Source organism: Streptomyces barringtoniae, from assembly GCF_020819595.1.
Taxonomy (GTDB): domain Bacteria; phylum Actinomycetota; class Actinomycetes; order Streptomycetales; family Streptomycetaceae; genus Streptomyces; species Streptomyces barringtoniae.
Genome location: NZ_JAJHNP010000001.1, coordinates 161806 through 187843 on the forward strand (window position 1 = coordinate 161806; position 26038 = coordinate 187843).

The window sequence follows — 26038 nt, forward strand, 5'->3', positions numbered from 1 at the left end:
CGACATGCGCGAACCGGTCCTTCTCGTCATCGCCCACGGCAGCCGCGATCCGCGGCACGCCGCGACCGTGCACGCCCTCGTGGAGCGGGTGCGGTCGCAGCGGCCGGGGCTGCGCGTGGAGACCGGTTTCCTGGACTTCAACGTGCCGTCCGTGCACGGGGTGCTGGAGTCCCTGGCCGCGGACGGCGTCCAGGACGTCGTCGCCCTGCCCCTGCTGCTGACCCGCGCCTTCCACGCCAAGGCCGACATCCCCGCCGTGCTGCGGGAGGCGCCGGCGCGGCTGCGGATCCGGCAGGCGGACGTGCTGGGTCCGTCGCCGCTGCTGCTGTCGGCGCTGGAACGACGGTTGTACGAGGCGGGGTTGACGCCCGCCGACAAGTCCTCGACCGGGGTCGTGCTGGCCTCGGCGGGGTCCACCGACCCGGAGGCGATCGCAGTGATCGCAGAGATCGCGCGGGAGTGGCGGCACACCGGCTGGTGCGCCGTGCGACCTGCGTTCGCCTCCGCATCCCTTCCGCGCACCGAGGACGCGGTGGCCGAACTGCGCGCCCTCGGCTGCGAGCGGGTCGCCGTCGCGCCGTACGTCCTGGCCCCCGGCTTTCTGCCGGACCGCATCGCGCGGGGCGCGGCCGGGGCGGACGTACTGGCGGACGTGCTGGGTCCCGCGCCGGAGGTGGCGCGGGTGCTGCTGGAACGCTACGACGCGGCCCGCCGGCCGGCGCTTGCGGCCCTGGGCGCCTGACCGTTGCCCGGCTTCCGCGGCTTTGCCGGCTCTCCTGGGGTCACAGGCCGAGCGCGTGCAGGAGGTGCTGGGTGAAGGTGAGGCTGGCGGTGCCCGCGCCCGCCGTGATGGCGACGTTCTCCAGTGCGGTGCGGATCCGGCCCCGGTTGGGCGGCAGGCCGTCCTCCGCCGACAGCGCCAGCTCCGCCTGGATGACCTCCCCGTTCCCGGCGATCCCGGGGTACTCGGCCCGCAGTGCCTCGGTGAGCCGGTCGGCGACGTCCATGAGGGTTTCGATGTCGGGTGTGCCGTTCCTGGGGTCGATGCGGGCGAAGTAGGCCGGGGTGTTCCCGAAGTCGTAGGTGCTCATGTCCTGTCCTCGCTTGTGGTCCGAAGGAGCCTTCGGGGATGGGGGGTGGCTACGGCTTCGGCGCGGGCGACCGGGCTCTGGCTACCGAAGGTGCTGGGGCGGCTGACGTTACCGATGTTGCGGAGAAGAACACCGCGCGTGCAGTGCGGTGGGCCAGGGCCCGGCCAGCCGCGATGGCGCCTACTAGGCCGAAAATCGCCACCCGTCCGGGTGACCGGCGTCCGTTGACCGAACAGCAGGGAGCACGGGGGCGTCCCGCCTCCGGGGTCGCCCCCGTCGCAGTGGTACCGCGGCAGTGCCCGTAACGGACTGCCCGTCGCGCTCATCGGTTCCCTCGCCCCTTCCGGTCGCCCTTCCGGCGTCTGCGCGCTTCACCCTAGGGACAACGGGATGAGTTTGTCGCGAGGTTCTGCGAGGGCTGGCCCTGGAGGGCGGGCGCGTGATAGAGGGGCCGCGGTGGTCCGGCGCTCCCCTGCGACGTCGGACCACGGCGGCACTTCGTTCTGCGCCGCTCACGATTCGTGTGTCACAGGAGCGGCGGACCCGAGGCGTTCGGGGGGCGTTTATCGGCCACCTCTTTTTCCCGGTCGGTCCGTTCCTCGTTCAGTCGAAGCGGAGGGCTCCGGCGCGGGTGCGCTTGAGTTCGAAGAGGTCGGGGTGGCGGGCCAGCACCCGGAAGCTGTCGAAGAGTTCGGCCGCCTCCTCGCCGCGCGGAACGGCGCGCAGCACGGGGCCGAACCACACCGTGCCGTCGACGTGCAGGGTCGGCGTGCCCACGTAGCCGCCCGTCTCCGGCTCGGCGCCGGCCTCGTGGCTGCGGCGCACCGCGTCGTCGTACGACGGATCGTCGGCAGCGGCCGACAGGTCTGCGGGCAGCCCGAGTTCGGCCAGCGACTCCGCGACCACCCGGTCGAAGTCCTCGATCCGGGCTTCGTGGATCCGGGTGCCGAACGCGGTGTACAGGTCGCGCAGCACCTTGTCGCCGTGCCGTTCGGCGGCGGCCACGGCGACCCGCACCGGGCCGATCGAGCGGTCCACCAGGTCCCGGTACCAGTCGGGGAGTTCGTTGCCGGTGTTGTGCAGGTACAGGCTCATCACCCGGAACCGTAGGTCGAGCGGGCGCAGGCGCTCGACCTCCAGCAGCCAGCGGGAGGTGATCCAGGCGAAGGGGCAGGCGGGGTCGAAGAAGAAGTCGACCCGGGTCGGGGCGGGCTCGGTGGCGGTGTCGCGGTATGTCATGGCAGCGACGCTACCGCCGGATTGGTGCAGCGTCCCGGCCCAATCCGCTCTTACTTCATGGGTCCAATTCCTCCAGGCCGCCACCTGCCCCGGCCGGTACCGGGTCCGCCACCGCGATCTCCGTCCCGCACAGGCGTTCCGCTTCCGCCACGACGTCGATCCCGGTGATCCGGCCGTCCGCGCCGAAGGCGAACGCCAGGACCAGGCGCGCCCGCCCGCGCTCCGCCATGACCAGGCCGAACTCGCCGTCCAGCAGGGCGAGTCCGGTGAGCCGGGCGCGCGCCGTGGCGGCCATCGCCTCCTGGGCGACGGGCACGGCGCCCCGCACGGTGATCGGTTCCGGCGTGGGCACCACCAGCGCGTCGGCGTGCAGCACCACGTCCGGGTCGAGCAGCGCGACCAGGGCCGTGAAGTCGCCGCCGCGGGTGGCGGCCAGGAACGCCTCGACGGCCCGCCGACGGCGTACGGCGTCGGCGGCGGGCGCGGCCGGCCGGCCCTGGACCCGGCGACGGGCCCGGACGGCGAGCTGCCGGGTGGCGGCCGGAGTCTTCTCGATCAGCGGGGCGATCTCCTCGAAGGGCACGGCGAACATGTCGTGCAGCACGAAGGCGACCCGCTCGGCGGGGCGGAGGGTGTCCAGGACGACCAGCAGCGCGACGCCGACCTGGTCGGCCAGCAGCGCCTCCCGGGCGGGGTCGCCGGCCTCGGCGGAGACCGCCGGGGCGTCATGGTCGTGGTCGTAGGCCCCGAGGAACTCCTCGCGCCGGTTGCGGCGGGCCCGCAGCAGGTTGAGGCAGACCCGGGTCACCACGGTGGTCAGCCAGCCGGTGAGGTTGTGTACCGTGTCGAGGTCGGCCTGCCGGGACCGCAGCCAGGCCTCCTGCAGCGCGTCGTCAGCCTCGGCGGCCGAGCCCAGCAGCCGGTATGCCACGGCCGTGAGGTGCGGCCGGTCCGCCTCGAACCGCTCCGCGAGCCGCCGCCCGGCGTCCTCGGTGACGTCGTCCACCGTTCCCCCGCCCCCTGCTGCGAATTGGTAGGCACCGTCCGGGCCCTGATGGGACGCCGAACCGACCGCAAGGTCAACTGCCGTGCGGTGCAAAGGAGTCGGATGACACCCTGCCCTCGGCGGCGTCGGCCATCCGCACCAGTTCCGCGACCGGCAACGACCCGGCGGCCCGCTGCTCCCGTGCGAACAGGTTGGCGAGCCGCTGGAGCAGTTCGTTCAGCGGGGTCGCTACGCCGTACAGCCGGCCGAGCAGCACGATCTCCCCGTTGAGGTAGTCGGCCTCGATGGTGCCGGTGCCCCGGGCGAGGGACTGCCAGGAGGAACCGCCGCCGCGCGGAGCCCCGTCCAGCGGGACCAGGGTGACCTTGTCGCCGCGGGCCGCGCGCTGCTCCCCGGCGCCGGCGCGCGCGATGCCGGCCGCGTCGAGCACGGCCTCCCCTTCGGCCCGCACGCGGGCGAGCAGGGCATGCGCGCCCTCGTCGGAGGCGGGCCCGCACAGGGCTTCGAAGGCGGTGCCGAGGTTCCAGAGCAGCTTGGCGTACTGCCAGCGGGCCACGTCGGGCACCACCGGCGCCTCGAAGCGGGAGGCCTCCAGGTCGGCGGCGATCCGGCGGGCGGTGTCGTCGGTGCCGTGCGGGAGGCGACCGAGGTGGAGGATGCCGCTGAGCGGGGTGCCCGCGGCGGAGACGACACCGGGTTCCACGAAGGTCGAGGGCAGCCAGACACAGACGCCGTACGCGTTCCGGAAGCGGCGCAGCGCGAGCCGCCCGCTCTCGACCCCGTTCTGCAGCAGGAGGAGCGGCAGCCGCTCGGCCGCCGTGCCCCCGCCGGCCACGGGCACGTGGGCCCAGGTCTCCAGGGCGGCCACGGTGTCCTGGGTCTTCGCGGCGAGCACGAGTACGTCGTCGCCCCGCAGTTCACCGAGCGGTCCCGGCCCGTCGACGGCCGGCAGCCGGTACGTCAACTCGCCTTCAGGCACCCGCAGCCGGAGCCCCTGCTCGGCCAGCGCCGCCAGATGCCCGCCCCGTGCCACGAGGACGACCTCACGCCCCGACTGGGCCAGCCGCCCGCCGACGGTCCCGCCGACCGCTCCGGCCCCGATGATGATGTAGCGCATGGGCAGAGCCTCGCACACGCGTACGTGACCCCGCCCGACAAGGCCCGGCAAGCGTCCGTGCTTCACCTCGCCTCTGGGACAAGGCGAGGTGTGCGAGGGCAAAGACGACGTCCACCTGCGGCGGATGCCGTACAGCGATCCGGGCGACCCGCTGGACCCCGCGGGCCCTCAGGCTCCCGGAGCGGTCAGCTCGACCAGCTTGACGACGGTGTTCCAGTTGCGGCTGGTGGCGATCAGGTCCTTGGTCCGCCGCGTCCGGGACAGGGTCTCGGCGAGCTTGGAGCGGCCGAGGCCCTCGGGGGCGTACAGGTACAGACAGCGGTCGCCGAGGCGGAACTCCTCGGGGAGGTGGGCGGCGGGGTCGATGTCCGCGTAGCGGTCCGGGGTGACCGGTGCGGAGAAGTACGTGACGTGGAGCTGCTTGGGCTCCAGGTCGGCGGCCGGGAACGGGCAGGCCTCGGCGACCGCCTTCAGATAGGTGTGGTCACGCACGATCACGTCGACCGGGAAGCCGAACCGCTCCTCGATCGCCCGGCTCAACTCCGCCGCCAGCGACTCCTCGTCGCCGTGATCGGCGGTGAACACGGCCTGGCCGCTCTGCAGATGCGTCCGTACGCCGGTGTGGCCGAGGCCGGTCAGCAGCGTACGGAGGTCGGCCATCGGCAGTTTCCTGCTGCCGCCGACGTTGATTCCGCGCAACAGCGCCGCGTAGGTCGTCATCCGGCCACCCTAAGGGGCCGTCGTGCCCCGTGGGGGTGGGCACGACGGCCGGGCCCGCGCCGGGCGGGGCTGCGCGAAACTCTCGCCGATCGGCGGGCACCGGATCAACCTCTACACGCAGCTGTGACTTGTTCAACAAGGTTTCGTAATCACAAACCAACGCGCCGGCGGCAGAACGGACAACCCACGTCCGACCGGCGGCGAAACGGGCTGCCGAACCCCGAGACGCGCCCCCGAGAAGTGCGGATAGGTGTAAGGGGCCGCCGTCCTCCCCAGTGCTGACCGGCCGCTCGCCGAGTTCACCGGGCAGCACGACGAGACGCGTTTATCCAGCTCATACGGTCATACCGGAGCAAGCGCAGAGGTGGCGGCAGGGGGCCGCCACCGCACACGAGGGGGTAGAACCCGCGATGGGGAACAGGGACGTGCCGGTGCGGGGGCTGGCCGCCCGCGCCGGCGGCTGGAGCGCCCGGCACCGCTGGGCGGCCGTCGGCATATGGGTGCTGTTCGTAGTGCTGGCCATGGGGCTCGGCTCGGCGGCGGGCCGGGTCGACGTCGACGAGAACAACCAGCTCAAGGGCGAGACGCACACCGCCGCCCAGATCATCGACGACGCGGGGATCAAGGAGCCGGCCGGCGAGACGGTCCTGATCCAGTCCAAGGACGCCGAAGTCACGGCGACCGGCGCCGAGTTCCGCGCCGCCGTCGCCGACGTGGTGAAGGCCGTCGAGGGCACCAGGAAGGTCACGGCCGTGACCTCGCCGTACGACACGCACACCATCTCCCGGGACGGCCGCAGCGCGCTGGTGCAGTTCGACATGCGCGGCGACGCCAAGACGGCCGTCGACCGGGTCGAGCCGGTGCTGAAGGCGGTCTCCGGGGTACGGAAGGCGCACGGCTCGCTGCGGATCGAGGAGATCGGCGGCGCCAGCATGCAGAAGCAGTACAAGGACGCCTTCGGGGACGACTTCAAGCAGGCCGAGTACTCGGCGGTGCCGGTGGCCCTCGGCATCCTGCTGATCGCCTTCGGGGCGCTGGTCGCGGCGCTGCTGCCGGTGGCCCTGGCGATCACCGCGATCATGGCGACGATGGGTCTGATGGGCATCGTCAGCCATCTGCAGCCGATGAGCGACACCGCCAACTCCGTGATGCTGCTGGTCGGTATGGCCGTCGGCGTCGACTACTGCCTGTTCTATCTGCGCCGCGAGCGCGAGGAACGGCAGGCCGGGCGGGACCCGGGCACCGCCCTGCGGATCGCCGCCGCCACCAGCGGCCGGGCGGTCATCGTCTCCGGTGTCACGGTGTGCGTGGCGATGGCGGGCATGCTCTTCACCGGGCTCGCCCAGTTCGAGGCGATGGGTCTGGCCTCGCTGATGGTGGTCGCGGTCGCCATGGTCGGGTCGGTGACGGTCCTGCCGGCGCTGCTGTCGCTGCTCGGCGAGCGGGTGGAGAAGGGCAAGATCCCGTTCCTGAACCGCCGCAACCGCGACCGGAAGCGGCCCGCGGGCGACGGCAGCCGGGTCTGGACCGCCGTGCTGCGCGCGGTGCTGGCCAGGCCGCTGGTCTCCGTCGTCGTGGCCGCCGGTGCGCTGCTGGCGGTCGCCGCGCCCGCGCTCGGCATGAACACCCAGCAGCTCACCCTGGACCAGGAGTTCGGGAAGTCGCTGCCGATCGTGCAGACGTACAACCGCGTCAACGACGCCTTCCCGGGCGGCAGTGAGCCGGCCCAGGTCGTCGTCAAGGCCAGGGACATCAACGCGCCCGAGGTGCGGCAGGCGCTGGCCGACTTCAAGAAGGAGGCGATCGCCTCCGGCGCCTCGCGCGGCCCGGTCGACATCCGCGTGCACGACGCGCAGAACGTCGCCCTGGTCTCCGTGCCGCTGGTCGGCGGCTCCGACATGGACCGGGCGGTCAAGAGCCTGGACAAGCTGCGCGACGAGGTGCGGCCCGCCACCCTCGGCAAGGTGGGCGGCGTGCAGGCACCGATCACCGGACAGGTGGCCGGCAACCACGACTTCAACGACCAACTGCTCGGCTCCGTCGTCCCGGTCTTCGCGTTCGTGATCGTCTTCGCCTTCCTGCTGATGCTGCTGTCGTTCCGCTCGCTGACCGTGGCGATCACGTCGATCGTGCTCAACCTGCTGTCGGTGGGCGCCGCGTACGGGATCCTCGTCGCCGTCTTCCAGCACGGCTGGGGTGCCTCGCTGGTGGGGGCGGAGGGGGTCGGTGCGATCGTGACCTGGCTGCCGCTGTTCCTGTTCGTGATCCTGTTCGGGCTGTCGATGGACTACCACGTGTTCGTGGTGTCCCGGATCCGCGAGGCCCGCATGAACGGCCGTACGACGAAGGACGCGATCCGGCACGGCGTGGTGACCACGGCCGGTGTCGTCACCAGCGCCGCGGTCATCATGGTCGCCGTGTTCGCGATCTTCGGCACGCTGTCGATGCAGTCCATGAAGCAGATGGGCGTGGGCCTGGCCGCGGCGGTCCTCATCGACGCGACGGTCATCCGCGGTGTGCTGCTGCCGGCCGTGATGGCCCTGCTCGGCGAGCGCAACTGGTACCTGCCGAAGTGGCTCCACTGGCTGCCGGACCTGACCCACGACGAGACGCCGGCTGTGGTCGCCGCCCGTCCGGTGCGGGAGGAAGGGGAGCGGCTCCCGGTCTGATTCCGCGGGCGGATGGGCGCCTGCCCGCCGGGCGGTTGAGAGCGTGCGCGGGTGCGGGGGTGTGGGGGCTGATGGCACAGTTCCCGCGCCCCCTTCGGGCGCTCGTAGCCGCGGGCAGTCGTGCCGCTGGGGGCGGCACGGATGGACGCCGGGAGTACCCCCGGCGGGGAAGGCCCCCGCAGGCGCGGGCAAGCGACCCAGCACCCGCCCCGGCCCAGGGGGCCGGTGAAATCCGGGGCCGGGTGTCCTACTTCCCCACGCGGCCCCGCAATTCCGCCTCGATCAGGTCCGCCGCCCGCCGCGTGCCGCCCTCCTTCGCCATCTCCGCCTGGACGTCCTCCAGGCGCCGCGCCACCTCCGGGTCGGCGACCAGGGCGAGCGCGGTCTCGCGGAGGCGGTCGGCGGTGGCCTCCTCGGTGTCCAGCCGGCGGGCGACGCCGAGGGACTGGAGCATGTCGGCGTTGCCGAACTGGTCGACGGCCTGCGGTACGGCGATCATCGGCGTGGCGGTGGCCAGCCCCTCCTGGCTGCCGCCGGCACCGGCGTGCGTGACGAACAGGTCGGCCTGCCGCAGGACCGCCAACTGCGGTATCCAGTCGTGCACTTCGACGCCCTCCGGTACGTCGCCCAGTTCGGCGGGGTCCACATGCCGGCCGACCTGAAGGACCAGGTGCCAGCCGGGCAGGCCGGCGAAGGCGCGGACGCACTCGCGGTAGAAGCCCGGCTGGTTGGTGAAGGCCGAGCCCAGCGACACCAGCACGACCTTCTCGGCGCCGGCGGGCCGCTGCCAGTCGCCCTGGTCGGCGCGGTCGCCCTGGCAGGCGCCGACGAAGGTGTGGACGCGTTCGTCGACCCGGTCGGCGTGCGGCTGCAGCGCCTTCGGGATGAGGACGAGCGAGCGGGCCGGGCGGCCGACGAAGGAATCCGGGTGCTGGGTGATCCCGTTCCCCGCCAGCCACGCCTCGAACCGGGCGTAGTACGCCTGCCCGCGCGGGGTCCTCCGCGGCTCCGCCCACATCGGCTCGGCCACCTCCTCCTCGTACCCCTCCCAGGCGACGAGGTTCGGGGAGAGGGAGATCGCCGGGACGCCCCAGCGGTGGGCGAGGACGCGGGCCGGGTAGGAGGCGATGTCGTGCAGCACGAGGCCAGGCTCGTCGCCGGCGTAGGCCGCGGCGAGCTGCGGGAGTGCCTGGATCGCGTCCGCGAGGAACGGCTCCACGTTGTCCAGCGGCGTGCTCCCCCAGGCCTCCGGGTCGGCCTCGGGTCCGGGCAGTGTGGAGGTGTACGGCACGGGCCGGGCCCCGGTGGCGGCCACCTTCTCGGCGAACACCGGCGGAATGGCGTACGTGACCCGGTGGCCCCGGGCGACCAGTTCGCGGATCACCTCCAGACTGGGGTTCACATGGCCGTGCGCGGCGATGGAGAACATGGCGATATGGGCGGGCGTGGTCATGGCGCCGAGAGTAGACGAGACGAGACGTCTCGTTCAAAGTCATTTTCCGTTCGCCGTCAGGGGGACGGCAGCGGGCCCAGCGCCTGCCGCAAGCCCGGGGCTGGAGGCGCCGCATCCTCGTCAAGGGCCCGCGCACACCGCCCGACCTGTGCGAATGCGAGACTGGCCGGAGAGACGGCACGGGACGACGGCGCGGCACGGAGGCACCATGGACGAGGCACGGGCACGGGACGTACTGGCCGCGGCGGGCGTGCTGCCGGGCCCGGCCCGGGACGCGGCCCTCCTCGCCCTCGGCGAGAACGCGGTGTTCGCCGCCGGTGATCTGGTGGCGAAGGTGGGCCGCGACGCCGAGCTGCTCCAACGGGCCCGGCGCGAGCTGGACATCGCCGGCTGGCTGGCCGCGGCGGGCGTGCCGGCGGTACGGGCGGCGGAGCCGGAGCCGCGGCTGGTCGAGGGCCACCCGGTGACCGTGTGGCACCGGCTGCCCGACCCCGTACGGCCCGCCGAGCCGCGGGACCTGGCGCGGTTGCTGCGGATGGTGCACGCACTTCCCCCTCCTCCCTTCGCGCTGCCGCCCCGCGAGCTGCTGGGCGGTGTGGAACGGTGGCTGCGGCTCGCGGGCGACGCGATCGAGCCCGAGGACGCGGCCTACCTCCGCGCGCGCCGGGACGGGTTCGCGGCGGCCGCGGCGGCGCTGACGCCCCGTCTGCCGCCGGGCCCGATCCACGGCGACGCGCTGCCCCGCAACGTGCACATCGGGCCGGACGGGCCGGTCCTGGTCGACCTGGAGACCTTCTCCGCCGACCTGCGCGAGCACGACCTGGTGGTCATGGCCCTCTCCCGCGACCGGTACGGGCTGCCCGCCGAGGCGTACGACTCCTTCACCGAGGCGTACGGGTGGGACGTGCGGGAGTGGGAGGGGTGCAGCGTGCTGCGCGGGGCCCGGGAGACGGCGAGCTGCGCCTGGGTGGCCCAGCACGCGCCGAGCAGTCCGAAGGCGCTGGCCGAGTTTCGGCGGCGGGTGGCGTCGCTGCGGGACGGGGATGAGACGGTGCGCTGGTACCCGTTCTGAGGCTGTTCCGCGCACCTGAGGGGCGCGGGGCTGGGTCGATACGCGGCTCCGCCGCGTGGGCGCGACCGGCCCCACTCACCCGCAGCCGCAAACGGCCGCCGGACTAAACGGGCTGACTCTCCGCCAACTCCCGCAGCGGCCACGCCCCGTCCACCACCGCCCCCGCATCCCCCTTGCGCCGCAGGAACGCCTGGAAGTCCGCCGCCCACTCCGCATACCACTCGATCTGCCGCCGGTGGAGTTCGACCGGGCTCAGGGACGCGATCTTCGGGTGGCGGTCGGCTATCGCGGAGGCGAGTCGCGCGGCGGCGAGGGCGTCGGCCGGGGCCGTGTGGGCCGCGTCGAGGACTATCCCGTACTCGGCGCAGACCGCTTCCAGGTTCCGTTTGCCGCGGCGGTGGCGGTCGACCCAGCGGTCGATGGTGTAGGGGTCGACGACCGGGGCGGGGGCGGCGCCGCCCAGGCGGTCGGCGAGGGACGGCAGCGCGTGGCGGCGCAGTTCGGCGGAGAGCAGGGTGAGGTCGAACGCGGCGTTGTAGGCGACGACCGGGACGCCCGCCTTCCAGTAGGAGACCAGGACGTCGGCGATGGAGTCGGCGACCCGGTCGGCCGGGTGGCCCTCACTCGTCGCCCGCTCGTTGCTGATCCCGTGCACCGCCACCGCGTCCGCCGGGATCTCCACGCCCGGATCGGCCAGCCATTCCCGGCGTCCCATGGGCTCACCGGCCCTGACCTCGATCACCGCGCCGGTGACGATGCGCGCCTCGCGCGGATCGGTCCCGGTCGTCTCCAGGTCGAAGCCGATCAGCAGCTCCCGGTGCCAGCCCATGGGCGGCCCCCCTTCTTGGTGGTGCTTTCCCCCAGTGGTCTCCACCCTCGCACGCGGCACTGACAATCAGAGGAGCGCGTTCCGCTTGCACCGGCGGACGTTCACGACACAGGGCGCGAATCCGCCCAGGCGAGCTCGAATTCCTCGCGGTATGTCGGGAAGAGCCCTGCTTCCCCCACCTCGTCCGACTTGACCAGCTTGCTGCCGTTGCGCAGTACCAGCACCGGCGACTCCATCCCGCGCGCCCCGCGCAGATAGGACTGCACCACGGCGATGCCGTCCGCGCCGTCGCCGTCCACCAGGTAGGCGGTGAAGCGCGGTGTCTCGTCGTAGACCTGGATCTCGAAGGCGCCCGGGTCGCGCAGCCGGGAGCGGACCCGGCGCATGTGCAGGATGTTCATCTCGACGGAGCGGCTCAGTTCGCCCCGTTTCATCCCGAGTTCGCGCTCGCGGCGCTTGACCGAGCTGGAGGCGGGGTTGAGGAAGAGCAGCCGTACCCGGCAGCCGGTCTCGGCGAGCCGGACCAGACGGCGGCCGGAGAAGTTCTGCACGAGCAGGTTGAGGCCGATGCCGATGGCGTCGAGGCGGCGGGCGCCGCCGAAGAGGTCCTCGGCGGGGAACTGGCGCATAAGCCGCACCCGGTCGGGGTGGACGGCGACGACGTCGGCGTACCGGTCGCCGACCAGGTCCTCGACCGCGTCCACGGGCAGCCGGCGCGCCGAGGGGACGTCGCCGCCGGCACCGAGCGTCTCCAGCAGCCGGGCGGCGGCGCGCTCGGCCTGGCTCAGAACCGCCCCGGACAGCGCCCGGTTGCGGGAGACGACGTTGCGGGTCACCTCCAGCTCGTCCAGGGCGAGTTCGAGGTCGCGGCGCTCGTCGAAGTACGGCTCGAAGCACGGCCAGTGCTGCACCATCAGTTCGCGCAGCTGGGGAAGGGTGAGGAAGCTGAGCACGTTGTCGTCGGCCGGATCGAGCAGGTATCCCTTGCGGCGGCTGACTTCGCGGACGGCGACGGCCCGCTGCACCCACTCCTGACCGGCCGGACCGGCCGCGGCGACCACCCAGTCGTCCCCGTGGACGGGTTCGTAGATGGGCCGCAGTACGGCGGCCACGACCGCGCGCAGCCGCTGCTCGACGAGGTTCAGCCAGATGTAGGCCCGGCCGGCCCGCTGGGCGCGGGTGCGCACCTCGCGCCAGGCGTCGGCGTCCCAGTCCAGCTCCGGCCCGATGGACCCCGCGTCCATCGGGCGGGCCAGGGACACCGCGCCGGGCGGGACGTCTTTGGAGTTCCCCTCGTGACCCTCGTCACCAGGGGGCAGCTCCAGGCCTCCCGAGCCCACCCGTGCACCGCCTTCCGATCCCCGGGCCTTTCCCGTCTCAACGATCAAGGAAGGGTACTCCGCGAGAGGTGGGCGGTGCAGCCGGATGGACAGGTCGGTTTCCCAACTGTCACGCTCAACTACGCGGCTCCCAATGGCCGTTCTGCCATGCGAGGTCACTCGGAGTGAGCGGATTCATAGCGGTCACGTCCCGGGGCGCGATGGCGAAGCCCTGCCAGTGCACCGGCATGGGCTGCTGGTCCTCGTCCCGCGCGATGTGGTGGAAGCCGACGTTCATCCAGATCACCGGGTGGGTCAGGGTCTGTCCGCCGACCCATCGGTCCACGGATGCGGGGTGTCCCTGGTCGCACTTCGGGTTGTCGCTGGCGAACAGTTCGCACGGGTTGTACTCGGTGACGTAGAGGTCGTGCCGGGTGAAGCCGCGGCCGAGGTACTTGGTGGTGGGCCCGGGGACTATCTCGTACGAACGTGCGTGTCCGTCCTTGTTCGTTCCGGTCGCGCTGACCACCCGCCACCAGCGGTAGTCCTTCAGGTCGCCGGCGAGTTCCCTGGTGACCTTCGTTCGGGTGGTCCGGGTGGTCGGCCCCTGCTGTCCGCCGGTGCGCGGGCTCACGACCGAGTCGTACTGCTCGACCTTCGTCTTCGACGAGCCGTCGAGGCCGAAGTCCAGCCGCCAGAAGACGTCGTGGCTGTGGCTGGTGGCGTAGGCCCTGGCGCCCTTGCCGATGGGCCAGCCGCGTCCGTCGCCGGAGTCGTAGTCGTCGAAGGAGAGGCTGCCGGTCGCGCCGATGTTCATGGAGATCAGGCCGTCGTCCTGGAAGCGCCACTCGGTGATGTACTCGTACCAGCCGACCTGGTTGACGGTGTAGACGAGGAAGTCCTTGCCCTGGGCCTGGTGGACCTTGTCCGTGCCGACGTCGTGCATGCGGTAGGCGTGGCCGCGGGCCCGGGTGGTCGTGCACAGTCCGTTGACGTTCGGGTGCCGCGGGTCGACGGCGTCGGGGACCTTGACGGTCTTGATGGTGCCGCCGGGGCATTCGGCGGGCGAGAGGTTCATCAGCGCCTGGGCGAAGTCCTGCCCCGTCAGGTCGCTGTACTCGTTCTTCCCGTCGTCGTAGGGGACGTGGATCTGGGCGAGTCTGGCGCTGTTCAGCACCTTGATCGGCTTCGGTTCGCCCTTGGGCTGGTAGCTGATGTCCTCCAGGACGAGACCGGCCTTGCTGTCGTAGTGCCAGCACATGCGCCAGGTGGTGCCGCCGGAGAGCTTCTGCTCGATGCGGTAGGAGGCGCTGCAGTCGGCGGCGGGCGCGGCGGCGGCCGTTCTCGGCCGGGCGGCGGCCGGTCCGGCAGCGGTCGTCGCGCCGGCGGCCAGCGCGGCCACGGTCAGGCCGACGGCCGCTGCCCTGCGGGCACGGCGGGTTCCGTACTCGGGCATGACGATATGGCTCCCTTTTCAGGAGGTGCAGGTCTGGGGAAACGTTCGGTCAGCCGCGGTCGAGGGCGGCGGCCTTGCGGGCACTCAGGTCGACCACGAGGGACCTGGTGTCGATCCAGGGCCCGTTCCTGACCTTGGTGAACAGCCGGACGCACCGGTGCGTGCCGCACTGGTCGAGGACCGCCGGCTGGGCGCCCGGAGCGGCCCGGTAGACGCCGCCGCTCAGCAGCAGCTGGTCCGGGGAGGTGAGCTCCTTGCCGGTGGCGTCCTTGTAGTCCGCCTTCAGACCCGCGCCGAGCGGGGAGGCGATCAGGAGCCGGGCGGCCTCGGCGTTCTCGTCCCGGCTCGGCGGCGGCTGGACGCCGCGCTGGGTGCCGGTCCGTTCGACCTTGCCGGTGTCCAGGTCGACGGTCCTGGTGAGGAGGGTGTCGCTCTTGTAGTCGTAGAAGGTGATGTCGGCCCGGCGCGGCGCGGCCGGGTCGTCCGCCCCGCCGGGCTCGGGTTCGGCGAGGTCGACGCTCAGGCGCTGTGGTCCGCGGCCGCCGTCGACGTTCTCGCCCGTGGTCGGCAGCTGCCCGTTCAGGGCGATCTTCTCGGCCCGCCGGATCTCGTCGTCGGTGAGCGGATCCCGGCCGGTCCCCCTGCCGCGCTCGGCGGGCGCCTGCTCGACGACACCGGGCCGGACCGCGTCCGGGCCCTGCCCGGCCCGCGTACCGCCTCTCGCCCCCGCCGAGGTGTCCGCCCCCGCCGTGCCCGGCAGCGTGATCGCGACCGTCGCGGCGGTCCCCACCGCCGCGACGGCCACTCCTGCCACTAACTTGCCCAGATGGCGGTGCACTGTCTCACGCACATTTCCCCCTGCTCCCCGTGGTTCACGGGAGTACGTGTCGCCCCACTGGCTCGGCACACGGCGGGTACGAGAGCCACCGTATGCGCCGGTCGGTGGGTAAGAGGGACACAAGACACGTGAGGTTCCGCCAATTCGGGGCGACTCGGGGGCCAACGCGGCCCCGGGACGGCGGCACACCTGGGAGAGTCGTAGCCATGCAGGTCTGGCCTGGACAGGCGTATCCGCTCGGCGCCACCTACGACGGCGCCGGAACCAACTTCGCGGTCTTCACGGAGGTCGCGGACCGAGTAGAGCTGTGTCTGCTGCACGACGACGGTTCGGAGACCGCGGTGGAGCTCCGCGAGAGCGACGCGTTCGTGCGGCACGCGTACGTGCCGGGCGTCATGCCGGGACAGCGGTACGGGCTCCGGGTGCACGGCCCGTACGAGCCCGGGCGCGGACTGCGCTGCAACTCCGCGAAGCTGCTGCTCGACCCCTACGCGAAGGCGGTCAGCGGCACGGTCCGGTGGGGCGAGGAGGTGTACGGCTACCACTTCGGCACCCCGGACAGCCGTAACGACCTGGACTCGGCCCCGCACACCATGGCCTCGGTGGTGATCAACCCCTACTTCGACTGGGGCGACGACCGGCCGCCGCGCACCGAGTACCACCACACGGTGATCTACGAGGCCCACGTCAAGGGCCTGACCATGCGTCATCCGGGGCTGCCGGAGGAGCTGCGCGGCACCTACGCGGCGCTCGCGCACCCGGCGGTGATCGAACACCTGACCAAGCTCGGGGTGACGGCCCTGGAGCTGATGCCCGTCCACCAGTTCGTGCACGACCACCGGCTCGTCGACATGGGCCTGAGCAACTACTGGGGCTACAACACCATCGGCTTCTTCGCCCCGCACAACGCGTACGCCTCCTGGGGCGACCGCGGTCAGCAGGTGCTGGAGTTCAAGTCGGCGGTCCGGGCGCTGCACGAGGCCGGGATCGAGGTCATCCTGGACGTCGTCTACAACCACACCGCCGAGGGCAACCATCTGGGCCCGACGCTGTCCTTCAAGGGCATCGACAACCGGCAGTACTACCGCCTCGCCGACGACCCCCGCTACTACATGGACACCACGGGCACCGGGAACTCGCTGCTCATGCGGTCCCCGCACGTGCTCCAGCTGATCATGGACTCGCTGCGGTACTGGGTCACCGAGATGCATGTCGACGGGTTCCGCTTCGACCTCGCGGCGACCCTGGCCCGGCAGTTCCACGAGGTGGACCGGCTGTCGTCGTTCTTCGACCTGGTGCAGCAGGACCCGGTGGTCTCCCAGGTGAAGCTGATCGCCGAGCCCTGGGACGTGGGCGAGGGCGGCTACCAGGTGGGCAACTTCCCGCCGATGTGGACCGAGTGGAACGGCAAGTACCGGGACACGGTACGGGACCTGTGGCGGGGCGAGCCGCGGACGCTCGCCGAGTTCGCCTCCCGGTTGACCGGCTCCTCGGACCTCTACCAGGACGACGGCCGCCGCCCGCTGGCCTCGATCAACTTCGTCACCTGCCACGACGGCTTCACCCTGCACGACCTCGTCTCGTACAACGACAAGTACAACGCGGCCAACGGCGAGGACAACCGGGACGGCGAGAGCCACAACCGGTCCTGGAACTGCGGGGCGGAGGGCGAGACCGACGACCCGGACGTGCTCGCGCTGCGCACCCGGCAGATGCGGAACTTCATCGCCACGCTGATGCTGTCCCAGGGCGTGCCGATGATCAGCCACGGCGACGAGTTCGCCCGCACCCAGCGCGGCAACAACAACGCCTACTGCCAGGACAGCGAACTGTCCTGGCTGGACTGGCCGGAGCCCCTGGAAGGCGACCTGCTGGAGTTCACGCGCGCGATGGTGTGGCTGCGCCGGGACCATCCGGTCTTCCGCCGGCGCCGCTTCTTCCACGGCCGTCCGGTGGAGGGCACCCACGACGATCTGTCCGACATCGCCTGGTTCACTCCGGAAGGCGACGAGATGACCCAGCGGGACTGGGACTCGGCGCGGGCGTCGGCGCTGACGGTGTTCCTGAACGGCAACGCGATCTCCGAGCCCGGCGCGCGGGGGGAGCGCATCACCGACGACTCGTTCCTGCTGATGTTCAACGCCTCCCCGGAGCCGCTGGACTTCCTGGTGCCGGTCAACCACGGGAGGCAGTGGCAGGTGGTCGTCGACACCGCCTGCCCGGACGGGGTGCCGCCAGGATCCGGGACCAAGGTCGCGGCGGGCGAGCAGATCACCCTGCCCGACCGCAGCATGACGGTACTGCAGCGGCCGGCGTAACCGGGCCCGCGCGGCGGCGGCCCAGCCGGCGAGACTGCCCGCCCGGCTCACGCGCGCGTGGAGGACGTTTTCGCCGCATGGGCCGGATGGGCGAGTATGGGTCCGTTCAGGGGCCGGTGACACGAAAGGCGGCGGGCTGGGTACGTAGGTTTCCATGACTTCTGCGCGACCCGGACCGGAGGTGCCCACGGCCACCTACCGGCTGCAGCTCCAGCCCGCGTTCCCGTTCGCCGCCGCCGCGGCGGCCGTACCGTACCTGGCGTCGCTCGGCGTCTCGCACCTGCACCTGTCCCCCGTCCTGGAGGCCGTGCCCGGCTCCCTGCACGGTTACGACGTCGTGGACCACGCGCGCGTGCGCGAGGAACTGGGCGGCGAGGAGGGCCTGCGGTCGCTGGCTCGGACCGCGCGGGAGCACGGTCTGGGCCTGGTGGCCGACATCGTGCCGAACCACATGGCCATGGCGCCCCGGCACAACCACGCCCTGTGGGAGGTGCTGCGCGAGGGGCCCGACTCGCCGTACGCGCGCTGGTTCGACATCGACTGGGAGGCGCAGGGCGGGCGGCTGCTGCTGCCGGTGCTCGGCGGTCCGGTCGGCTCGCAGCTGGAGCACCTCGTCGTCGACGGCGACGTGCTGCGCTACCACGAGCACGCCTTCCCGCTCCGCGCGGGCACCCACGACCTGCCACTGCCCGAGCTGCTGGACGCCCAGTGGTACCGCCCGGTGTGGTGGCGGCTGGCCCGCACCGAGGTGAACTACCGGCGGTTCTTCAGCATCTCGGAGCTGATCGGGGTGCGCGTGGAGGACCCGGAGGTGTTCGACGCCACCCACGCCAAGATCCTCCGGCTGCTGCACGAGGGCGTGTTCGACGGGCTGCGCGTCGACCACCCCGACGGCCTCGCCGACCCCGACGGCTACCTCGCGCGGCTGCACGAGGCGACCGGCGGCCGCTGGACGGTGGTGGAGAAGATCCTCGCCGACGGCGAACGGCTCCCGGCGTCCTGGCCCGTCGCGGGAACCACCGGCTACGACGCCCTGCGCCAGGTGGACGGCCTGTTCACCGACCAGACGGGAGCGTACGAACTGCTGGGCCGCTACCGGGCGTTCGCGGCGCCGCAGACGGACCGGGGCGGCAACTGGGACGCGACGGTACGGCGGGCCGCCTACAAGGTGCTCACGCACGAGCTGGCCGCCGAGACCGACCGGCTCACCCGGGTGGCCACCCGGGTGTGTGCCACCTCGCCGGACCTCGGCCTGCGCGACCGGGCGCCCTGGGCGCTGCGCACGGCCGTGGAGGAGCTGCTGGTGCGGATGCGGGTGTACCGGCCGTACGCCTCCACCGACGCCTCCGCCGTCGTCACCGAGGAAGCCGCCGAGGAGGCCCGGCTCGCCTTCGTGGTGCCCGAGGAGGCGGAGGCCGTCGGCATCGTGCGCCGACTGCTGGTCGAGCCGCCCGGTGAGCCGTCGGCACCGGACCACGCCGACCGGGTGGAGTTCCGCACCCGGTTCGCGCAGACCGCGTCGGCGCTGCGCGCCAAGTCGGTGGAGGACACCGCGTTCTACCGCTATGTGCCGCTGCTGTCGGCGAGCGAGGTGGGCGGCGATCCGGGCCGGCCTGGAGTGTCCCCGGAGGACTTCCACGCGTACTGCGCGCGCGTGCAGCGCGACTGGCCGGGCACCGGCACGGTGGTCTCCACGCACGACACCAAGCGCAGCGCCGACGTACGCGCCGCGCTGGCCGTGCTCACCGAGTGCCCCGGCCGGTGGACGGAGTTGCTGGCCGAGGTGAACCGGCCCGAGGAGGGCGTGGGCGTGCCGGACGGGCAGCTGGCCTGGGCGGCCTGGCAGACGGTGTTCGGGCTGGGGCCGGCCGAGGAGGAGCGGGTGCGGCAGGCGCTGCTGAAGCATGTGCGCGAGGCGGGCATGTACACCAGCTGGACGGAGCAGGAGCCGCCGTACGAGGAGGCGGTGGCCGCATTCGTCGCCGCTGGGCCCTGCGGGGCTCCCGGTGAGCGCGTGGCGGCCTTCCGCAAGGCACTGGAGTCGCACATCCGGGCCAACGTGCTCGGCACGGCCCTGGTCCATCTGACGATGCCGGGCGTGCCGGACGTGTACCAGGGAACGGAGGGCGAGTACCGGGCGCTGGTGGACCCGGACAACCGGCGCGCGGTGGCGTTCCCGCCCGAGATGCCCGGTGAGAAGGACGCGCTGACGGCGGCGGCGCTGCGGCTGCGCGCCCGGCGTCCCGACGCGTTCGGCACGGCCGCGTCCTACGACCCGCTGACCGCCGAGGGCCCGGCCGCAGGCCACTGTGTGGCGTTCGCGCGCTCCGGTGAGGTGGTGACGGCGGTGACCCGGCTGTCGATGCGGCTCGCGGAGGCGGCCGGCTGGCAGGAGACCCGGCTGGCGCTGCCGCCCGGCCGGTGGGCGGACGTGCTCGCCCCGGAGCGGGAGTTCACCGGCGACGCGCGCGTGGCGGACCTTTTCGACCGGCTGCCGGTCGTACTGCTGGAGCGGGTCACCGAGGGCTGACCGGCACCGGGAACCGCTTGAGACACCTCAGCGACCGGGGAGGCTGAGGAGCCTCAGCGGGCCGGGGAGGCCGCGGGGGCGGGGGCTACCTGGCGGAGCGAGTCACCGAGACTGAGCGGCACACGGGACCGCTCGAGAAGCCTCGGCGGGCCCGCGAGTCCGCCGGCGGCGGGCCACGTGCCGCGGAGCAGGTCCGCGAAGGCCTCGGCGGCGCCGGGACAACCACTCGACGAGCCCCAGCGAGCCGGGGAGGCGGCCGGGGCGGGCCACCCGGCGCCGGAGCGCCTCACCAAGGGCTGAGCGGCGCACGGGAACCGCTCGAGGAACCTCAACGGGCCCGCGAGTCCGCCGGCGGCGGGCCACGTGCCGCGGAGCAGGTCCGCGAAGGCCTCGGCGGCGCCGGGACAACCACTCGAACCTCAACGGACAAGGGAGGCCGCCGGGGCGGGCCACGTGGCGCGGAGCAGGTCGCCGAGGGATCAGCAGCACAGGGGATCCGCTTGACGAGCCTCAACGGGCCCGGCACGTCACGCGCACCCGACGCTGTCGGAGGCGGTGGGCGAGGTGTTCCTGACGCTCGCGGGACGCGGCCTGCACCAGCAGTGAACGCACGGCACGCACCGGGCTCGCCGCGCCCCCTCGATTCCGTCCGGGCGCCCCCCATAGCCTCCCCCGCCGCATGCTTGACAGTTCACCTTTCGCGTGCGGGACTTGGAGGGCGAGGCCGGGCGGGAACAAGTCGGGGGTGAGTCTTCTGCCGGAGCTGCGCTATCCCAGCGTTCCCGAACTGGTGGCCTCCGCACAGGCGCTGGCCGCTCAGGAACCCGGGCTGTGCTCGCTCAGGCAGGTGGGCCTCTCGCGCGCGGGAAGACCCCTGCACCTGCTGACGGTGGGGCACGCCCGGCGGGCGGTGCTGGTGGTCGCCGGCGCCCACGCCAACGAGCCGACCGGGGGTTCCACCCTGCGGGTGCTGGCCGAACGCGTTCTGGCCGAGCGGGAGTTGCGGGCGGACACGTCCTGGCACTTCCTGCTGTGCGCGGACCCGGACGGCGCGAGCCTGCATGTGACGCCGGCGCCGCGCAGCCTGCTCGACTACCACCTCGGCTTCTACCGCCCGACGGGCGCCGAGCAGCCGGAGTGGTCGCCGTCCGTGCTGCCACCGGACCGGCTGCCGCCCGAGACCCGGGCGCTGACCGGGGTGATCGACGAGCTGCGGCCCTACCTCCAGGTGACCCTGCACGGCACCGATCTGGGCGGCAGCTGGGTGCAGCTGACCAGGGACGTGCCGGGGCTCGCGGAGCCGTTCGCCAAGTCGGCGGCGCAGCTGCACATCCCGGTGGAGACGGGCGCCTCGGACGCCGCCGGCTGGCCGGCCTCCGGCCCCGGGGTGCATGTCATGCCCGGCCCGGAGACGGGCGCCGCCTACCCGAGCATGCCGGACGACGCCCGGCACAGCACCTGGTACCACGCGCACCGCTACGGCGGTCTGACGGCCGTGGTGGAGGTGCCGATGTGGGCGAGCGACCTGGTGGACGACCCGGCACCGCACCCGGCGCCGGCGGCGGCGATGCGGCGCCTGGCGCAGCGGCTGCTGCGGGACTCGCTGGAGGTGGAGGGGATCCTCGCCGAGGCGCTGCCCCGCCTCGACGGCGTGGACGGGCCCCTGCTGCGGGCGGCGCGCTGGGCGCTGGAGCTGATCCCGGGTCTGGCCGAGGACTGGATCCACACCCCGCCCGCCGCTACGACGATGGCGTACGTCGGCAGTGTGGACGCCTTCGGGCGGCGGCTGCCGCTGCGGGCGGCTGCGATGCTGCTGCGGGTGCTGCGGGAGACGGACGACCGGGCGGCGCCGCGGCTGGAACAACTCGTCACCGACTGGTGCGATGCCTTCGCGGCCCGGTTCCGGGCCCGCTGGGTGCCGTTGGAGCACCAGGTGGAGCACCAGTCCCGGACGGTGCTGGTGGCGGCGCAGCAGGCCCGGGAACGGGCGGCGTGAGACCTCCGCGCCGCCCGTGCCACGCCGCCCGTGCCGCCCGTGCCACGCCGCCCGTGCCGCCCGTGCCACGCCGCCCGTGCCGCCCGTGCCACGCCGCCCGTGCCGCCCGTGCCACGCCGCCCGTGCCGCCCGTGCCGCGCCGCCCGGCAGCCGGGATCAGTGGTCCACGGCGAACACCGCTCCCGTCCGCGCTTCCATGGCGCACTTGCTGGAGTAGGTCTCCTGGTAGTCGACCGGCCGTCCGTTCCACTGGCCGCTCGCGTGGACGGTCACGGGGGCGAAGATCATCGGACAGAAGACCCCCTTCTTCTGCGGGATGCGCGCGATGTCACCGTCGGCCTTTGCGAGTTCGGCACAGGCCTCGGCCGCGCGCGCGTACCCCAGGGGCAGCGGGTCGCACAGCAGCAGCGTGCCGTGCTTGTCACCGGACTGGGCCTTCTCGCCGGGGGCGACGGTGACGTAGAGCCAGTTGTCGCTGAGCGGGAACGAGGTGCGGGGGGCCGCCTGGGCCGGGGCCGCAGCGAGGAGGCCGGCACAGGTGAGCAGGGCGCCGGCGGCCGCGGTGACTCGGGTGATGTACGTCATGACCGATGCATCGGCACACAGGCCCGCGTTCCACAGCCCGGCTCACCCGATCGGTTCGTCACCCGCCCGTGAGGGTGAGCCGGTTCGCACGCCCACTGACGGCGCCGCTCAGCTCGTGGCGAGCCGGAACGCCATCCTGCCGAAGGCGACCTGGTCGCCCTCGCGGACGACGACCGAGCCGATCACCCGCCGGCCGTTGACGGTGGTGCCGTTGGTGGAGCCGAGGTCCCTGAGGACCCACATGCCGCCCTGGCGGCTGAGCTCGGCGTGCACACGGGAGACGGTCTCGTGGTTCAGGCGCAGCCCGTTGGCCGGGTCGCGGCCGATGCGCAGCGGATGGGTGTGCGCGGGATGCGGCAGCAGCAGCTTGGGCAGCCGCTCGGCCTGCCAGGCTCGGCGCAGCCGTACGGTGAACCCCGAGACGGCCTCGACGCTGCCGAGGAGGGCGCGGGAGAAGCGGTTCTCCCGGGGCAGGTCGGCGACGAGGGCGGCCAGTTCGTCGGCGCGGCGGGCGGCCAGCGCCAGTTCCATGCGGCGCACGAACGTGTCGTGCGAGAGCCGGCCCATGGCGACGCCGTCCCGCAGCACCTGCAGCGCTTTGTCGCGCTGTGCGTCGGACAGCCGCGCGGGGTACGTGGAGAACTCGAAGGACGACGTCACGCAGGTGATTGTCGGGCAGTGAACCCCGGGTGTCCAGAAAACGGGGAATCGGCGCCGATCTGCGGGTACTTCCACGACACCCACCGGGAAAGGGCGGATTCGAAAGCGGATTGATCGTTGCGGCGGGCACGATGGGGGCGCGGGACATCACGGTGAGCAGGCGAGAGATCACAGGCGAAGGGGAACCGTCCGTGCAGTTCGAGGTGTGGGCACCGCAGGCAGACCGAGTGACGCTTCATTGCGAGGACGGCACGCGCGCGTTGGCGCGCGATCCCGAGCGGGCGGGCTGGTGGAGGGGCGAGGCGGTTGCCCGGGACGGCACCCGGTACGGCTTCGCGCTGGACGACGGGCCCGTGCGGCCCGACCCGCGCTCACGCCGCCAGCCGGACGGCCCGGAGGGGCTCAGCGCGGTCGTGGACCACGGGCTGTACGCGTGGCGTGCGCAGTGGGCGGGGCGCGGGCTGCCGGGTGCGGTGCTCTACGAGCTGCACGTGGGCACGTACACCCGCGAGGGCACCCTGGACGCGGCCGCGGCCCGGCTGGAGCATCTGGTGGAACTGGGCGTCACGCACGTGGAATTGATGCCGGTGTGCCCGTTCCCGGGGCGGCACGGCTGGGGCTACGAGGGCGTGTCCCTGTGGGCGGTGCACGAGCCTTACGGCGGCCCGGAAGCGCTGAAACGGTTCGTGGACCGGGCGCACGAACTCGGCCTGGGGGTCGTCCTGGACGTCGTGCACAACCACTTGGGCCCGTCCGGGAACTGTCTGCCGCTCTTCGGGCCGTACTTCACCGACGCGCACCACACGCCGTGGGGCTCGGCGGTGAACCTGGACGGCCCCGGCTCGGACGAGGTGCGCGCGTTTCTCGTCGGCAGCACGCTGGCGTGGCTGCGGGACTACCGGATCGACGGGTTGCGGCTGGACGCGGTGCACGCCCTGTACGACACGCGCGCGTGCCACTTCCTGGAGGAGCTGTCGGCGGCCGTGGACGCTCTCGCCGAGGAAGTGGGCCGGCCGCTGTTCCTGATCGCCGAGTCGGACCTGAACGACCCGCGGGTCATCACCCCGCGCGCGCAGCACGGCCTCGGGCTGCACGCGCAGTGGAACGACGACTTCCACCACGCGCTGCACACCGCGCTGACCGGGGAGTCGCAGGCCTACTACGCGGACTTCGCGCGCGCCCCGCTCCCCGCGCTCGCCAAGACGCTCACCGGTGGTTACTTCCACGACGGCACGTACTCCAGCTTCCGGGGACGGCACCACGGCCGGCCGCTGGACCGCGCCCGGGTGGCCGCGCACCGGCTGCTGGGCTACAGCCAGACCCACGACCAGGTCGGCAACCGCGCCCAGGGCGACCGTCTCTCCGCCCGCCTGTCCCCCGGTCTGCTGGCCTGCGCGGCGACGCTGACGCTGACCTCGCCGTTCACGCCGATGCTGTTCATGGGCGAGGAGTGGGCGGCGGGCACGCCCTGGCAGTTCTTCACCGACCACACCGATCGGGAGCTGGCCGAGGCGGTACGGCGGGGTCGGCGGCGGGAGTTCGCGGCGCACGGCTGGGCCGAGGAGGACGTACCGGACCCACAGGACCCGGCGACCCGCGAGCGGTCCTGTCTGGACTGGTCGGAACCGGAACGCGAGCCCCACGCGCGCGTGCTCGCCTGGTACCGCCGGCTGATCGCCCTCCGGCACGAACAGCCGGACCTCACCGACCCCGACCTGGCCGACACCAAGGTGGCGTACGACGAGGACGCCCGCTGGCTGGCCTTCCGGCGCGGTGACGTGTGCGTGGCGGTGAACCTGGGCAAGGCACCGGCGTCCATCCCCCTGGGCACCCGCCCCGCGGTGCTCCTGGCGGCCTGGGAGCAGGTGGAGCCCCCCGGCGGGGACGGCCTGCTCCAGGTACCCGGGGAGTCGTGCGTGGTACTGACGCAGCCCTGAAGCAAGCCCGGTGGCCGGGGGACGGCGCCGAGGCAGGGGCGGCGGGCTCGCGGTGTGCCCGGGCCGCAGCCCCTGGGGCATCTGCCCGGGCGCCGGACGGTCCCTCCGTGCGCGGCCGCGCCGACCCGCGGTGCGGCGGCCGCACGCCACCCGGCCGTCCCGCCGGACCACCGGCCCCGGGCCCGCGGCAGGCCCTGGGTTGGCCGGCGCGCCCATCGGGCGGACGGCGCGCGCCCGTACCCCGCTGTCTACGGCTCCGGCTCGTCCTCCTTGAAGTCCGACAGCCGCTCCAGCAGGATCGGCTCCCACGCGCGCCGCAGCTGGGTCCGGAGCAGCACCGGGGAACCGCCCGCGCGGCCTTCCAGGTGGGCGGCGAGCCGGATGACCGTGTCGCAGCGGGCGAGCCACAGGCCGCGCAGGCAGGGGCGGGCGCCGTAGCCGGCCAGGGTGGCGGCGCGTACGGCCGCCGGGGAGCCGACGGCGACGGCCAGGCCGGCGATGTCCTCGGCGGGGTCGCCCAGGGCGGCCCGGGTCCAGTCCAGGATGCCGCGCACCCGGCCGTCGGCGCTGACCACCACGTGCTCGCCGGTCAGCCCGTGGTGGGTGAGGACCGCGGTGCCGGGCTGCGCGGCGAGCTGGGCCGCGCCGGGCGGGGTCAGCTGGTGCAGCCGGGCGGCGTCGAACTCGTCGGCGGCGGCGAGCCGTTCGGCCGCGTGCACGGCCATGCGGCGCAGCGCCTCCAGGGAACGCGGGGCGGTGCGCGGTGCGCCCAGTGCCTCGGCCTGCCGTACGGGCACCGCGCGCAGCCCGGTGAGCAGCCCGGCGAGGTCGGCCTCGCCGACGGCGGAGACCTCGTGTTCGTCGGCCGTGCCGCCGGGCACCTTGGTGTCCAGGGTGTAGGCGAGGCCGGGCGCCCAGTCGCCGTGCGCGACGCTGGTGGGGACGGCCACGGGCACGTGCGGCCGGACCAGGTCGCGCAGGCGCAGTTCCCGGCGGCGCCGTACCGAGGCCTCGCGGTCGGGCTCCAGGCGCAGGACATGGCGGGTGCCGACCCACCACGTGTACTCGAGGCCCTCCGTCACGGGCCGCACATCGGGGCCCGCGGTGTCGTCGCCGCCCTCCTTGAGCAGCGAACGGACCAGTCGGCGGACGGTGTCCGCGGTAGGTGTCGGTGCCTGGGTCATGGGTTCGCGCGTCGCCGTT

The 26038-nt window shown here is 73.1% G+C and carries 19 protein-coding genes and 1 pseudogene; 7 read left to right on the forward strand and 13 right to left on the reverse strand.

The genetic code is table 11. The features are described from left to right. Positions 1–4: 4 nt before the first annotated feature. Entirely contained in the window at positions 5–742 is a 738-nt protein-coding gene (locus LMU33_RS00715; protein WP_228616279.1) for a sirohydrochlorin chelatase, read from the forward strand. A 40-nt stretch (positions 743–782) separates the two neighbouring features. Here LMU33_RS00715 and LMU33_RS00720 read toward each other — a convergent pair whose 3' ends face one another. From LMU33_RS00720 to LMU33_RS00740, 5 genes are all read right to left on the reverse strand, one after another. Further along, the gene (locus tag LMU33_RS00720; RefSeq protein WP_228616281.1) at positions 783–1091 is read right to left on the reverse strand and encodes a hypothetical protein; all 309 of its coding nucleotides are present in this window, start codon (positions 1089–1091) and stop codon (positions 783–785) included. Between the two features lie 603 nt (positions 1092–1694). Then, positions 1695–2330: a mycothiol-dependent nitroreductase Rv2466c family protein gene (locus LMU33_RS00725; RefSeq protein WP_228616282.1), complete on the reverse strand. Its 636-nt coding sequence runs from the start codon at positions 2328–2330 to the stop codon at positions 1695–1697. Between the two features lie 55 nt (positions 2331–2385). After that, entirely contained in the window at positions 2386–3336 is a 951-nt protein-coding gene (locus LMU33_RS00730) for a sigma-70 family RNA polymerase sigma factor (protein WP_228616284.1), read from the reverse strand. Positions 3337–3409: 73 nt separating this feature from the next. Then, the gene (locus LMU33_RS00735) at positions 3410–4453 is read right to left on the reverse strand and encodes a ketopantoate reductase family protein (RefSeq protein ID WP_228616286.1); all 1044 of its coding nucleotides are present in this window, start codon (positions 4451–4453) and stop codon (positions 3410–3412) included. 168 nt (positions 4454–4621) lie between these two features. After that, on the reverse strand, positions 4622–5173 hold the full coding sequence (locus LMU33_RS00740) for a DUF1697 domain-containing protein (protein WP_228616288.1): 552 nt from the start codon (positions 5171–5173) through the stop codon (positions 4622–4624). A gap of 410 nt (positions 5174–5583) precedes the next feature. On the opposite strand from LMU33_RS00740, the gene LMU33_RS00745 reads away from it, so the two are divergent. Then, the gene (locus tag LMU33_RS00745) at positions 5584–7842 is read left to right on the forward strand and encodes an MMPL family transporter (RefSeq protein ID WP_228616290.1); all 2259 of its coding nucleotides are present in this window, start codon (positions 5584–5586) and stop codon (positions 7840–7842) included. Positions 7843–8089: 247 nt separating this feature from the next. On the opposite strand, the pseudogene mgt reads toward LMU33_RS00745, so the two are convergent. Beyond that, a pseudogene (gene mgt / locus LMU33_RS00750) lies at positions 8090–9338 on the reverse strand (macrolide-inactivating glycosyltransferase). 165 nt (positions 9339–9503) lie between these two features. On the opposite strand from mgt, the gene LMU33_RS00755 reads away from it, so the two are divergent. After that, positions 9504–10367 carry a phosphotransferase enzyme family protein gene (locus tag LMU33_RS00755; protein WP_228616292.1) on the forward strand — a complete coding sequence of 288 codons (864 nt, stop codon included), beginning with the start codon at positions 9504–9506 and terminating at the stop codon, positions 10365–10367. A 103-nt stretch (positions 10368–10470) separates the two neighbouring features. Here the strand turns inward: LMU33_RS00755 and LMU33_RS00760 are convergent, their stop codons facing one another. From LMU33_RS00760 to LMU33_RS00775, 4 genes are all read right to left on the reverse strand, one after another. Further along, positions 10471–11196: a 3'-5' exonuclease gene (locus tag LMU33_RS00760; RefSeq protein ID WP_228616294.1), complete on the reverse strand. Its 726-nt coding sequence runs from the start codon at positions 11194–11196 to the stop codon at positions 10471–10473. Between the two features lie 101 nt (positions 11197–11297). After that, positions 11298–12536 (reverse strand): DUF5919 domain-containing protein, encoded by a 1239-nt coding sequence (locus tag LMU33_RS00765; RefSeq protein ID WP_228616296.1) that lies wholly within the window; start codon positions 12534–12536, stop codon positions 11298–11300. 115 nt (positions 12537–12651) lie between these two features. Beyond that, positions 12652–13971, reverse strand: coding sequence for a copper amine oxidase (locus LMU33_RS00770; protein WP_228616297.1), 1320 nt, complete (start codon positions 13969–13971; stop codon positions 12652–12654). A gap of 49 nt (positions 13972–14020) precedes the next feature. Continuing rightward, on the reverse strand, positions 14021–14821 hold the full coding sequence (locus LMU33_RS00775) for a Tat pathway signal sequence domain protein (protein ID WP_228616299.1): 801 nt from the start codon (positions 14819–14821) through the stop codon (positions 14021–14023). Between the two features lie 194 nt (positions 14822–15015). Between LMU33_RS00775 and glgX the strand changes: the two genes are divergently transcribed. From glgX to LMU33_RS00790, 3 genes are all read left to right on the forward strand, one after another. Then, positions 15016–17127: a glycogen debranching protein GlgX gene (gene glgX / locus LMU33_RS00780; RefSeq protein WP_228616301.1), complete on the forward strand. Its 2112-nt coding sequence runs from the start codon at positions 15016–15018 to the stop codon at positions 17125–17127. A gap of 154 nt (positions 17128–17281) precedes the next feature. Beyond that, entirely contained in the window at positions 17282–19657 is a 2376-nt protein-coding gene (treY, locus tag LMU33_RS00785; RefSeq protein WP_228616303.1) for a malto-oligosyltrehalose synthase, read from the forward strand. 745 nt (positions 19658–20402) lie between these two features. Next, on the forward strand, positions 20403–21653 hold the full coding sequence (locus LMU33_RS00790; RefSeq protein ID WP_228616305.1) for a M14 family zinc carboxypeptidase: 1251 nt from the start codon (positions 20403–20405) through the stop codon (positions 21651–21653). 156 nt (positions 21654–21809) lie between these two features. Here LMU33_RS00790 and LMU33_RS00795 read toward each other — a convergent pair whose 3' ends face one another. Both LMU33_RS00795 and LMU33_RS00800 read right to left on the reverse strand, forming a co-directional pair. Then, on the reverse strand, positions 21810–22238 hold the full coding sequence (locus LMU33_RS00795; protein ID WP_228616307.1) for a subtilase-type protease inhibitor: 429 nt from the start codon (positions 22236–22238) through the stop codon (positions 21810–21812). Between the two features lie 108 nt (positions 22239–22346). Next, the gene (locus LMU33_RS00800) at positions 22347–22898 is read right to left on the reverse strand and encodes an FHA domain-containing protein (RefSeq protein WP_228616309.1); all 552 of its coding nucleotides are present in this window, start codon (positions 22896–22898) and stop codon (positions 22347–22349) included. 191 nt (positions 22899–23089) lie between these two features. Between LMU33_RS00800 and treZ the strand changes: the two genes are divergently transcribed. After that, the gene (treZ, locus tag LMU33_RS00805) at positions 23090–24835 is read left to right on the forward strand and encodes a malto-oligosyltrehalose trehalohydrolase (RefSeq protein ID WP_228616311.1); all 1746 of its coding nucleotides are present in this window, start codon (positions 23090–23092) and stop codon (positions 24833–24835) included. A 248-nt stretch (positions 24836–25083) separates the two neighbouring features. On the opposite strand, the gene LMU33_RS00810 is transcribed toward treZ, so the two are convergent. Then, entirely contained in the window at positions 25084–26019 is a 936-nt protein-coding gene (locus LMU33_RS00810) for a phosphotransferase family protein (protein ID WP_228616313.1), read from the reverse strand. Positions 26020–26038: the final 19 nt, after the last annotated feature.

Bases quoted from the DNA above. Each gene is read 5' to 3' on its own strand.
- LMU33_RS00810 (WP_228616313.1), bottom strand. From the start codon at position 26,019: ATGACCCAGGCACCGACACCTACCGCGGACACCGTCCGCCGACTGGTC.
- LMU33_RS00755 (WP_228616292.1), top strand. From the start codon at position 9,504: ATGGACGAGGCACGGGCACGGGACGTACTGGCCGCGGCGGGCGTGCTG.
- LMU33_RS00735 (WP_228616286.1), bottom strand. From the start codon at position 4,453: ATGCGCTACATCATCATCGGGGCCGGAGCGGTCGGCGGGACCGTCGGC.
- LMU33_RS00770 (WP_228616297.1), bottom strand. From the start codon at position 13,971: ATGCCCGAGTACGGAACCCGCCGTGCCCGCAGGGCAGCGGCCGTCGGC.
- glgX (WP_228616301.1), top strand. From the start codon at position 15,016: ATGCAGGTCTGGCCTGGACAGGCGTATCCGCTCGGCGCCACCTACGAC.
- LMU33_RS00720 (WP_228616281.1), bottom strand. From the start codon at position 1,091: ATGAGCACCTACGACTTCGGGAACACCCCGGCCTACTTCGCCCGCATC.
- LMU33_RS00740 (WP_228616288.1), bottom strand. From the start codon at position 5,173: ATGACGACCTACGCGGCGCTGTTGCGCGGAATCAACGTCGGCGGCAGC.
- LMU33_RS00745 (WP_228616290.1), top strand. From the start codon at position 5,584: ATGGGGAACAGGGACGTGCCGGTGCGGGGGCTGGCCGCCCGCGCCGGC.
- LMU33_RS00760 (WP_228616294.1), bottom strand. From the start codon at position 11,196: ATGGGCTGGCACCGGGAGCTGCTGATCGGCTTCGACCTGGAGACGACC.
- LMU33_RS00715 (WP_228616279.1), top strand. From the start codon at position 5: ATGCGCGAACCGGTCCTTCTCGTCATCGCCCACGGCAGCCGCGATCCG.
- treY (WP_228616303.1), top strand. From the start codon at position 17,282: ATGACTTCTGCGCGACCCGGACCGGAGGTGCCCACGGCCACCTACCGG.
- LMU33_RS00725 (WP_228616282.1), bottom strand. From the start codon at position 2,330: ATGACATACCGCGACACCGCCACCGAGCCCGCCCCGACCCGGGTCGAC.
- LMU33_RS00795 (WP_228616307.1), bottom strand. From the start codon at position 22,238: ATGACGTACATCACCCGAGTCACCGCGGCCGCCGGCGCCCTGCTCACC.